This window comes from Staphylococcus pseudoxylosus (assembly GCF_044794325.1).
GTDB lineage: Bacteria > Bacillota > Bacilli > Staphylococcales > Staphylococcaceae > Staphylococcus > Staphylococcus pseudoxylosus.
The window spans coordinates 2799787-2811632 of sequence record NZ_CP085024.1 but is presented as its reverse complement, the minus strand read 5'-3'; the positions used below and the strand labels follow the sequence as shown (position 1 = coordinate 2811632).

General features: G+C 35.0%; 10 protein-coding genes and 1 other annotated feature (1 of these 11 running past the window's edge). All 10 genes read left to right on the top strand.

The features are described from left to right. Nucleotides 1–16 (bottom strand) — a binding site (T-box leader); it reaches 363 nt to the left of the window's first position. Between the two features lie 184 nt (nt 17–200). The 10 genes from LG295_RS13405 (at nt 201) to sat (ending at nt 11836) form a co-directional block, all read left to right on the top strand. Then, entirely contained in the window at nt 201–1046 is an 846-nt protein-coding gene (locus tag LG295_RS13405) for a ParB/RepB/Spo0J family partition protein (RefSeq protein ID WP_107530687.1), read from the top strand. Nucleotides 1047–1469: 423 nt separating this feature from the next. Continuing rightward, nucleotides 1470–2615 (top strand): globin domain-containing protein, encoded by a 1146-nt coding sequence (locus LG295_RS13400; RefSeq protein ID WP_326018674.1) that lies wholly within the window; start codon nt 1470–1472, stop codon nt 2613–2615. 408 nt (nt 2616–3023) lie between these two features. Next, on the top strand, nt 3024–3752 hold the full coding sequence (locus LG295_RS13395) for a phosphoadenylyl-sulfate reductase (protein WP_107530335.1): 729 nt from the start codon (nt 3024–3026) through the stop codon (nt 3750–3752). Between the two features lie 187 nt (nt 3753–3939). Then, entirely contained in the window at nt 3940–5766 is a 1827-nt protein-coding gene (locus LG295_RS13390; RefSeq protein ID WP_404476050.1) for an assimilatory sulfite reductase (NADPH) flavoprotein subunit, read from the top strand. Nucleotides 5767–5781: 15 nt separating this feature from the next. Beyond that, nucleotides 5782–7491: an NADPH-dependent assimilatory sulfite reductase hemoprotein subunit gene (locus LG295_RS13385; RefSeq protein WP_318832464.1), complete on the top strand. Its 1710-nt coding sequence runs from the start codon at nt 5782–5784 to the stop codon at nt 7489–7491. Nucleotides 7492–7513: 22 nt separating this feature from the next. Next, entirely contained in the window at nt 7514–8287 is a 774-nt protein-coding gene (gene cobA, locus LG295_RS13380; RefSeq protein ID WP_107530328.1) for a uroporphyrinogen-III C-methyltransferase, read from the top strand. A gap of 45 nt (nt 8288–8332) precedes the next feature. Continuing rightward, nucleotides 8333–9073, top strand: coding sequence for a sirohydrochlorin chelatase (locus LG295_RS13375; RefSeq protein ID WP_107530326.1), 741 nt, complete (start codon nt 8333–8335; stop codon nt 9071–9073). A 25-nt stretch (nt 9074–9098) separates the two neighbouring features. Then, entirely contained in the window at nt 9099–9710 is a 612-nt protein-coding gene (locus LG295_RS13370) for an NAD(P)-binding protein (RefSeq protein WP_107530324.1), read from the top strand. A gap of 20 nt (nt 9711–9730) precedes the next feature. Continuing rightward, complete coding sequence (locus tag LG295_RS13365) at nt 9731–10642, top strand: sulfite exporter TauE/SafE family protein (RefSeq protein ID WP_318832463.1); 912 nt, start codon at nt 9731–9733, stop codon at nt 10640–10642. 15 nt (nt 10643–10657) lie between these two features. Next, nucleotides 10658–11836, top strand: a complete 1179-nt coding sequence (sat, locus tag LG295_RS13360) for a sulfate adenylyltransferase (RefSeq protein WP_318832462.1) — start codon at nt 10658–10660, stop codon at nt 11834–11836. Nucleotides 11837–11846: the final 10 nt, after the last annotated feature.

Here is an 11846-nt window from a genome sequence, read left to right as displayed (position 1 = left end):
TTGTTACTGTGTGTGAAATATGTCATTTACGAATTTGATATACCCAAGATTACACATTAAAATTACATTTGTCAACAACTTTTCTGAAAATTTAGATTAAAACAAATATTGCTATCTGTATTTTACGGTATTGGAGTGATGATATAATAAGTGTATGAACACATGAATCATTTTTTGATAGTGATAAGGGAAGTAGGTGTTTGAAAATCGAAAATGAACAAGACCAAAGGTTAACTTTAGAAGCAAATGCACAAGTTCAAAATATAAAAATTCAAGATATTAAAGCTAATCCATATCAACCGCGTAAAACATTTGATGAGGAACGTTTAAAAGATCTTGCTGAATCTATTAAATTACACGGTATCCTTCAACCAATCGTGTTAAGAAAAACAATTGCTGGTTATCATATCGTTGTAGGTGAAAGACGTTTCAGAGCTGCAAGTATTGCGGGTTTAGGAGAAGTTCCTGCAATCGTAAAATCACTAACAGACGAAGATATGATGGAACTAGCTATTATAGAAAATTTACAACGTGAAGATTTAAATGCAATTGAAGAAGCAGAAAGTTATCGTAAATTAATGGATGATTTAAATCTAACACAACAAGCAGTTGCACAGCGTCTAAGTAAATCAAGACCTTATATCGCAAATATGTTGCGCTTGTTACACTTGCCTAAATCAGTTTCTAATATGGTGAAAAATGGTTCGCTATCTGGTGCACATGGACGCACTTTATTGATTGTTAAAGATACTCAAAAAATGCAACGAATTGCTAAGAAAGCTCACCAGGAGTCTTGGAGTGTAAGAGAGTTAGAGCAATATGTAACTACACATTTCAGTGACAAAAAAGAGCAAGAAACTGAAAGCTCAAAGGCCACTAAACCAAAATTTATTCGCCAACAAGAGCGACAACTAAAAGAGCAGTACGGGTCAAATGTAGCGATATCTACAAACAAGACTAAAGGTCAAATTACTTTTGAATTTAAATCTGAAGCAGAATTTAAACGTTTAATACATCAATTGAATGACAAATACAACAATGACTAATGATCACACTAAATATGTAGAGTATAAATATTGAATTTGCGCTTAGAATCTGAGGTAGAAATTATTTTAGAGGAATATGATTTCTGCCAGTTTCTTTTTTCAGTAATACAATTTTAAACATGACATTTATAGATAATATGACGATTATGAGTTGTCAGTTAGTTTTCATTCATTTCATCAACTATCCCCCCTTAAAATTATAAGCTCAATTGGATTTAGGATTATTAAAATTTCATATTGTGTTAATAAAACATTAGTTAAATATTATAATCATTTTCGTTTTGACAAATTAATTAAAAATAAAAAAAGTTACAGATTTATGAATATAGCATGTGATGATTCTGTGAATTTAATTTTATAATATTGAATAGTCATTTAACGTTAGATAATAATGTGAATGTAAAACTAAATAGGAGGGGTCAAATGTTAAGCGAGACAGAAATTCAAACAATCAAGGAAACCGTGCCATTACTTAAAGAAAAAGGGCAAGATATTACTGCAGTTTTTTATAAAAGATTATTTGAGGAACACCCAGAATTGAAAAATGTATTTAATCAAACGAATCAAAAAAGAGGACTACAATCTTCAGCTTTAGCAATGGCTGTAGTTGCTGCAGCAGACAACATTGAAGACTTAACGCCAATTGTTCCAGCAATTATGCCAGTTGTGTATAAACATTGTGCATTACAAGTTAAACCTGAACATTATCCAATTGTCGGTGAAAATTTAATTTGGGCTATTGAAGAAGTAACTGGATTGAAAGATGAAGATCCAATTATTCAAGCATGGGTGAAAGCATATGATGAAATTGCTGATGCATTTATTGGTTTAGAAAAAGAAGTATATAACCAAATGGCATGGGAAGGTTTTAAACCGTTTGAAGTTACACAAATTACGAGGGAAACAGAATTAATTAAATCATTTACTGTTAAATCTGACGAAATAGATTTGAGCCAATTTATACCTGGACAGTACATCACTGTAAATATTTCTAGCGATAAATTACCGTATCAAGCTAAAAGACATTATTCTATTGTCGATGGTGGCACTGATTTCTTAACTTTTGGTGTCAGAAGAGATGTGACTGAAACACATGAAGGTGAAGTATCAACGATTTTACACGATGAAGTGGCTGTTGGCGACACATTAACGCTATCTGCACCCGTCGGTGGTTTTAGATTAGAAAATAAATCAAATAAACAACTGTTTTTAGGTTCTGGTGTAGGAGTCACACCACTTGTTTCTATGTATGATAAAGTAGTAGAGGTTGGGACACCTGCAATATTTTTACAATCAACATCAAATGCAGAAAATGTAGCGTTTGAAGAAAAATTGAATCAAATAACTGAGCAGTCAGAAAATGCTTATTTTATTAAGCATTTTCGTGATAGTGATGGCTTTATTGAGACAGAACAATTGAGTCGGTATGTAGACGAAAACACTGAGGTATACGTGTGTGGAGGTAATTCATTCCTGAAAGCGATGATCGCTGAATTACAATCACTGAATATTCCAATGAATCATGTCCATTATGAAACGTTCATACCGAGATTGAGCTTTTCGGTCTAATAAACATGTATATAGAATAAAAAAATTACTAAATACCAACAAGCATTTATATGTTTGTTGGTATTTTTTGCTTTTAAATTAGAATTATTATAAAAATTTAAAAAATTTTTCAAAAAATTTAGAAATGCTATAAAAACGCATGTTTGAGCGGATATAGTAATCATTAGATTATTATAATTGTTTTTTTAAAATGATTATTAAAAACCGTTTTAAATAAGCGTTTGTAGCGCTTTCATTGAGTGGAATTAGCAGAAGTTTAACAATTTTAATTATTAAAAAGTGAACTTGACATAAAAAAATTCAGTGAGTAAAGTGTTTAACATAATTATTTTCGAATAATTCTAAAAAAATAAATATAACGTGAACTTTTAATCAAAGCACATTAAAAGAAAAGGGGATGACCCATTCATGTCAGAAGCAAAAATTACGTATGAGAACTTTAAGCCAAACGCTTTTGATACATTAGATATCACAGACGAAACAAAAGGCGCTCGTGAAGTAATCTCATGGGCATACGAAACATATGGTGACTCTATTATATATTCATGTAGCTTTGGGGCTGAAGGTATGATTTTAATTGATTTAATTTACAGCGTAAAAAAAGATGCTGAAATTGTATTCTTAGATACAAACCTTCATTTCCAAGAAACATATGATTTAATAGACCGTGTGAAAGCACGTTATCCAGAATTGAATATAAAACTTAAACAGCCAGATCTTACTTTAGAAGAACAGGCCGATCAATTTAACCCAGCACTCTGGAAGAACGATCCAAATCAATGTTGTTACATTCGTAAAATTAAACCACTAGAAGAAGTGTTGTCTGGTGCGACAGCTTGGGTTTCAGGATTAAGAAGAGAGCAATCACCAAGTCGTCAGTCTACTAATTTTATTAATAAGGATGAGCGATTTAAGTCTGTTAAAGTGTGTCCACTGATCCATTGGACATGGGATGATGTATGGGCATATATTAAAAAATATGATTTACATTATAACGAATTACATGATTTTAATTATCCGAGTATTGGTTGTATCCCGTGTACAGCCGCGGTTTCAGGATCAGGAGATTCAAGAGCAGGTAGATGGAGTAATTCTACTAAAACAGAATGTGGTCTTCATACCACGAATAAACCATAACTTAAATTAGAAAAATTTTTACCCTAATACCTTAGTATTCGTATCGGGTATATAATGAATTGAGTCGTTAAATATTGAATCATTTTAAAATATTTCCAGATTAATTAATATTTGTATATTAATTAAAAATAATGGGGAGAATTTAAAAATTCATAAGTTTTAAAAATAAAATTGAGGTGAACGCATTGTGAATTTATCAGTATCAAATAGCCCTTTTGACGCCGAACAGGCAGCGCAATTAAATCAAATTTTTCAAACATTAACAGCAGAACAACAAATTTGGCTAAGTGGCTATCTCACGGCACAACAAGCAACACAAGAATCAGCCTCTGAAGTGCCACAACAAGTAGCAGCATATGTATTGAATTCTGAATCAGAAGCGGAAATAAATAACCGTCACATCACTGTCGTCTATGGTTCTGAAACAGGTAATGCACAGAGTTTAGCAGAAATATTTGCTGACCGACTTGTTGAACAAAATCATACCGTGAAATTAACAGCGATGGACGAATTTAAACCAAAAGAATTGAAAAAAGTAGAGGATCTATTTGTCATTACTGCAACGCATGGTGAAGGTGATCCTCCAGATAATGCACTTACATTCCATGAATTTATACATAGTCGTAAGGCACCGAAATTAGAAAATGTAAGGTACTCAGTATTAGCTTTAGGTGATGAATCGTATGAATATTTTTGCCAAACTGGTAAGGATTTTGATGCGAGGTTACAAGAGTTAGGCGCTGAACAATTAGCTGAAAGACAAGATTGTGATTTAGATTTTGATGAATTAGCCGAAAAATGGATGAATACGAATATTGAATTAATCAACCAATCTTCTGGTAACGAACCAACAGTAACATCCACTGAAACAGTGCAATCAGCAAAAGAAAAACGTTATACCAAAGCGAATCCATATCAAGCGGAAGTGCTAGAAAATATTAACCTCAATGGTAGAGGATCTAACAAAGAAGTTAGACACATTGAGTTGTTGTTAGACAATTATGGAGAATCATTTGAACCTGGAGACTGCGTCGTAGTCTTACCTCAAAACGATCCAGAAATAGTGTCATCATTAATCGAGACATTAGACTGGGATAAAGAGACAGAAGTAAATATTAATGACGATGGTGATACATTAACTTTAGAAAAAGCATTAACAGAACACTTTGAAGTTACAAAATTAACGAAGCCATTATTACAAAAAGCAGCTGAGTTATTTGGTAATACCGAATTACTTGCACATATAGAAGATGCTGAGTGGATACAACAATACATTGATGGCCGTGATGTTATCGACTTATTAAATGCATTCCCAGCAGAAAATTTAAGTCCTGACAACTTATATAAATTTTTAAGAAAATTACCACCAAGAGAATATTCTATAGCAAGTAGTTACGAAGCAACACCTGATGAGGTTCATATAACTGTGGGCGCAGTTAGATATGAAGCACATGAACGTGCTCGTAATGGTGTGTGTTCTGTACAATTAGCTGAACGCGTAAAACCGGGAGATACCATTCCAATATATTTAAAGAAAAACCCAAATTTCAAATTCCCATTTGATGAAACAACACCTGTAATCATGATTGGTCCTGGTACAGGCGTAGCGCCGTTTAGATCATATTTACAAGAGCGTGAAGAATTGGGATTATCTGGAAATACATGGCTATTCTTTGGTGAACAATATTTCACAACCGACTTTTTATATCAAACGGAATGGCAAGCATGGTTAAAAGACGAAACATTATCCAAATTAGATGTGGCATTTTCACGTGATACTGATGAAAAAGTATATGTTCAACACCGCATCGCAGAGAAGAGCGAAACGTTTTATCAGTGGTTGATAGATGGCGCTGCCCTATATGTTTGTGGTGACGAAAAAAATATGGCAAAAGATGTACATGAAACCATACGTTATGTTTTAGAACAAGAAGGTGGCATGTCTGAAACAGATGCAGAAGCGTATCTTACTCAAATGAAAAAAGACAAACGTTATCAAAGAGATGTTTATTAAGAGAGGGATGATGATATGGCTGAAACAAAAGTGAATTTTTCAGACAAACTCGATGAAATGGAACGTATTAAAACAGATAGTGATTATCTTCGTGGCTCGATTGTCGAAGGTTTAGCAGATAGAGTGACAGGTGCAATCGCTGAAGAAGACACGAAACTATTAAAATTCCATGGTAGTTATATGCAAGACGATAGAGATATTCGTGATGAACGTAGAAAACAAAAGTTAGAACCTGCTTATAGTTTTATGATTAGAGTGCGTGCGCCAGGCGGTGCTTCGACAGCAGATCAATGGATTGCGATGGATGATATCGCAAACACATATGCGAATAACACAATAAAATTAACAACAAGACAAGCATTTCAATTTCATGGCATCTTAAAACGTAACTTAAAACAAACGATGAAAGATATCAATCAATCGTTACTTGATACACTCGCAGCATGTGGAGACGTTAATCGTAACGTGATGTGCAACCCTAATCCCTACCAATCTGATGTGCATAGTGAAGTTAATCAAATCGCAAGCGATATTAGTCGACACCTTTCACCTAAGACACAGGCATATCATGAGATTTGGTTAGATGGTGAAAAAGTATTGGATACAAGTGATGAAGAGCCAGAGCCAATCTACGGTAAAACATATCTTCCACGTAAATTTAAGATTGGTATCGCGGTACCACCATCAAATGATATAGATGTGTACTCTCAAGATATTGGCTTGATTGCCATTTTAGAAAACGATGAACTTGTTGGATTCAATATCACTGTAGGCGGTGGTATGGGCATGAAACATGGTGATACTGCCACATATCCACAAGTTGGACGTCTTATCGGATATTTCCCGAAAGAAGAAGTCGTAGATGTCTGTGAAAAAATATTAACCGTTCAAAGAGATTATGGTAATCGGGAAGTACGTACGAATGCCCGCTTTAAATATACGGTAGATAGACTTGGTGTTGATTGGATCAAGAATGAGATCAATAACCGTTTAGGCTGGAAATTAGAAGAGTCACGTCCATATCACTTTGATGACAATGGTGATCGCTATGGTTGGACAGAAGGCAGTGGCCAATGGCACTATACATTATTTGTTCAAAATGGGCGCGTCAAAGACACTGAAGAATATAAATTAAAAACTGCATTAAGAAACATAGCAGAAATTCATACAGGTGATTTTAGGTTAACGCCTAACCAGAACTTAGTCATTGCTAATGTGTCTGCAGATAAAAAACCCGAAATCGAAAAAATTATCGCTGAGTATGGCATTACAGATGGTGAAAATTATACAGGTTTGAGACGAAATTCTATGGCTTGTGTGGCATTCCCAACATGTGGTCTAGCCATGGCAGAATCAGAAAGATATCTACCTTCACTCATTAGTAAAATTGAAAACTTACTTGATGAAGCGGGATTAAACGAAGAAGAAATTACGATTAGAATGACTGGATGTCCGAATGGTTGTGCGAGACCAGCATTAGCAGAAATTGCTTTTATTGGTAAAGGTCCAGGCAAATATAATATGTATTTGGGTGGCGGATTTACAGGCGATAGATTAAATAAAATCTACAAAGAAAATATTGGTGAAGCCGAAATATTAGAAAGTTTAAAACCAATACTAATCCAATATGCAAAAGAAAGAACTGAAGGAGAGCATTTCGGAGATTTCGTTGTACGTGCAGGAATTGTTGAAGAAGTAAGAGATGGACAGACGTTCCATAGTTAAAATTTGAGAAAGTGGTGACAGGATGGGCAAAGTATTTTTAGTAGGCGCAGGGCCTGGAGATCCTGATCTGATTACAGTCAAAGGATTAAAAGCAATTGAACAAGCAGATGTAATCTTGTATGACCGATTAGTGAATAAAGAATTGTTAAATCATGCATCACCCACAGCAAAATTTATGTACTGTGGTAAAGATCCTAATCGCCATTCGTTGCCACAAGAAGACACGAATAAATTACTCGTGAATTTAGCCAAAAAAGGACAAGTAGTAACAAGGTTAAAAGGTGGCGATCCTTTTATCTTTGGTAGAGGTGGAGAAGAAGCGGAAATATTAGCTGAGCACCATGTTCCATTTGAAATTGTCCCTGGCATAACTTCTGGCGTAGCGGCACCAGCATACGCAGGTATTCCAGTAACACATCGTGACTATAGTTCATCCGTAGCATTTGTTACAGGTGTTATTAATAAAAATATAGATAAAGATAGTTATTGGAAGCACCTTGCCCTAGGGCCAGAAACACTATGTATTTATATGGGTGTTAAAAAATTACCTGAAATTAGTGAGTTGTTAATCAAACATGGCCGCGCTGCTGATACCCCTGTTGCTCTAGTACGTTTAGGAACGTCAGAATTTCAAAAAACTGTGGTAGGGACGTTATCAAATATTGTCGAAGTTGCAAAAGACATTGAAAACCCTGCAATGATTGTTGTCGGTGAAGTAGTCAAATTAAGAGAGCGCATTAGCTGGTTTGAAGAGATGCCAGTTGAATCAGCAGTAGCGAAACTAACATATCAATAACATGGCACCAGTGTTATTGAGCGCGCTAGAAACGGAGGGGTAAGTATGCGAGGCGTCTTATATGTAAGTCACGGTAGTAGAGTACCCGATGCTGTCAATGAAGCTAAAGCATTTATTGATTTAGTAAAAGAACAAGTTGATGTGGCCCTGCAAGAGACCTGTTTTTTAGAATTAACAAGCCCAGACTTATCACAGGGCTTCCAACGCTTAGTTGATAAAGGGGCAACTGAAATTTCAGTGATACCTGTATTGCTATTAAGTGCTGGTCACTATTTCAAGGACATTCCAACAGAAATTGAACGTAATCAACAAAAACATCCCAACGTCCATGTTACTTATGGTGAACCTTTAGGCGTGCAACCAAGATTGACTGAAATTTTAAAACAGAGGATTGAAACATCAGGTGTTACGCCAAAAGACGATGCCAAAGTGCTCATCATTGGTAGAGGTAGTTATAACCCACAAACTCAAATAGATGTAGAGACAATTAAGTCCCAATTGCGAGAGCAAACTGGATTTAGTGATATCGAAACATGTTATTTAGCTGCTTGTAAGCCTTCCTTTGAAGAAGCTTTGCATGATGCTGTCCATTCAGAATGTTCACAAATCTACATTGTGCCTTATATATGGTTTACAGGCATATTAGATCAACAGATTTCTAAGAAAGTTGTTGAATATGGAGATGCCAAAGAGATTATACTCTGTAAACGATTAGGTAATCATAAACATTTGCAAGATGCATTAAAAGAACGTGTTGAAGAGACTTTTGAATATGTGACTCAGTAATTCAATCTAAGAAGGAAGTGATGTTATGCCGTTTATACCACTTATGATAGATATTTCTAAAAAGCACATTGTTGTTGTTGGTGGTGGCAAAGTGGCTGAACGTAGAGTTAGTACTTTAGTACATTATGCGACAGACATTCACATCATTAGCCCAACGATTTCCGAGAATTTACGCCATATGATTGATCAAGACGGCGTACATTGGCATGCAAAATCATTCGAAGCAAAAGATATAAAACAGGCGGATTTAATCATTGCTGCAACCAATAGTAGTGAGGTTAACCAACAAATTCTAGCTTCAAAATCTCAACATGCATTTATCAATATGACATCAGTTGCTGAGGAAGGTGATATTGTATTTCCAAGTATATTGCGTCGAGGGAAGTTGACACTGAGTATTTCTACCAATGGTGCTAGCCCTAAGCTAACAGCACAAATTTTATCAGAATTCAAAGAACGTTTTGATAGTAGTTATGAAGACTATGTTGATTTTTTATATGAATGTAGACAACAGATTAAGCAAACACAATTATCTATGAGGCAAAAAGAAGACTTTTTGAAAATGGTTTTAACTCAGCCATATAGAGAGAAAAATAAGCAACTTGAAATGATAAAAAGGCTTGAATCAATGAAGTAGAGTCGGAAGGAGTACGACGCATGAACAAACTATTTATATTTGCACTTGCAGGTTTTCTTGCACAATTAATTGATGGCTCACTTGGAATGGGCTTTGGCGCCTCTTCCTCATCTATACTATTAACGTTTGGTGTAGCACCAGCTATCGTTTCTGCGACCATACATTTTTCAGAAATTGCGACAACAGCTGCTTCTGGTACATCACATTGGAAGTTTGATAATGTACACAAGCCAACGATGTTTAAATTGGCACTTCCAGGTGCTGTCACGGCTTTTATAGGTGCAGCATTTTTGAGCCATATTCACAGTGAATTTATCAAACCATTTATCGCGATATTTTTATTAACGATGGGCTTTTATATTTTATATCAATTTTTATATAAACGAAATAAACACGAAATTAAAGAACCTTCAAGCATTGGTAAATATTCAATGATCCCACAAGGTGCAATTGCAGGTTTTCTAGATTCTGTTGGTGGTGGCGGCTGGGGGCCAGTTAATACGCCATTGCTATTAGCTCAGAAAAAATTAGAGCCAAGATATGCAATAGGTACAGTTTCAGCGAGTGAATTTTTTGTAACTGTTTCAGCTTCTATTAGTTTCATTATCTTTTTAGGATGGAGCCAAATTAACTGGGGCTTAGTAATTGCATTAAGTATTGGTGGTTTCATAGCAGCACCATTTGCTGCTTATTTAGTTAAGATTTTACCTATGAATATTTTAGCTGTTTGTGTCAGTGGGTTAATAATCTTCACAAATACTAGTTCGTTATTAAGTGTATTTGAAGCGAATACAACAGTTTCAATCTCTGTGAAAATAGCACTAATTGTTATTTGGATTGGTTTATTATTCTTCACTTTATATCAAAACAAGAAATTACCATTTATATTCACTAAAAATAATGCCAACGTCAATGCGCATGAAGTAGATTAAAAAGGAGTTTTTCAATTGCCATTAACTAAAGAAATTAAAGAAAATACAATTCAACCACATGGTGGAACTTTGATTAATAGAGAAGCAGATACAAGTTTAAAACAGGAGTTACTAACAGTAGTAGATTCGTTACCGGCTATTACATTAAACCCATGGAGTTTATCAGATTTAGAACTTATTGGTATCGGTGGCTTTAGTCCGTTAACAGGATTTATGAATGAAGCAGACTATACTGAGGTAGTAGAGAACTTACATTTGAGTAATGGTTTAGTATGGAGCATCCCAATCACTTTACCAGTGACTGAGGATAAAGCTAATGAACTTGAAATAGGTGCGCGCATTGCTTTATATGGCGAAGACAATCATTTATACGGCGTTCTTGAACTAGAAGAGAAGTATACTTATGACAAAGAGAAAGAAGCGCAATTTGTATATGGAACAACAGATGTAGAACATCCAGGTGTAGCAAAAGTTTATGAAAAAGGTAGTGTATATTTAGCTGGACCGATTCATTTATTAGATAGACCCAAACATGACGATTTTGTAGATTATCATTTAGATCCAGCAGAAACGAGACAACTATTCTACGATTTAAATTGGAAGACAATTGTTGGTTTCCAAACACGTAACCCAGTACACCGTGCACATGAATATATTCAGAAAGCCGCATTAGAGTCGGTTGATGGACTTCTATTAAATCCATTAGTAGGAGAAACGAAATCTGATGATATTCCAGCTGAAGTACGAATGGAAAGTTACGAAGTTATTCTTGAAAATTATTACCCAGAAAATAGAACACGCTTAGTTATATATCCAGCAGCAATGCGTTATGCTGGCCCAAGAGAAGCAATATTGCATGCGACAGTGCGTAAAAATTATGGCTGTACTCACTTTATTGTTGGTCGTGATCATGCAGGTGTGGGTGATTATTATGGTACATATGAAGCCCAAGAATTAATTGCACAATATGAAGCAGAGTTGGGAATACAAATTTTGAAGTTTGAGCATGCTTTCTACTGTAAATCTTGTGAAAACATGGCAACAGCGAAAACGTGTCCGCATGATGCTTCTTCACACTTACATCTAAGTGGTACAAAAGTTCGAGAAAAATTGAAAAATGGTGAATCATTACCTAAAGAGTTCTCAAGACCTGAAGTAGCGGCAGTACTTATTAAAGGGTTACAAGAAAAATAACTTTAAAGGA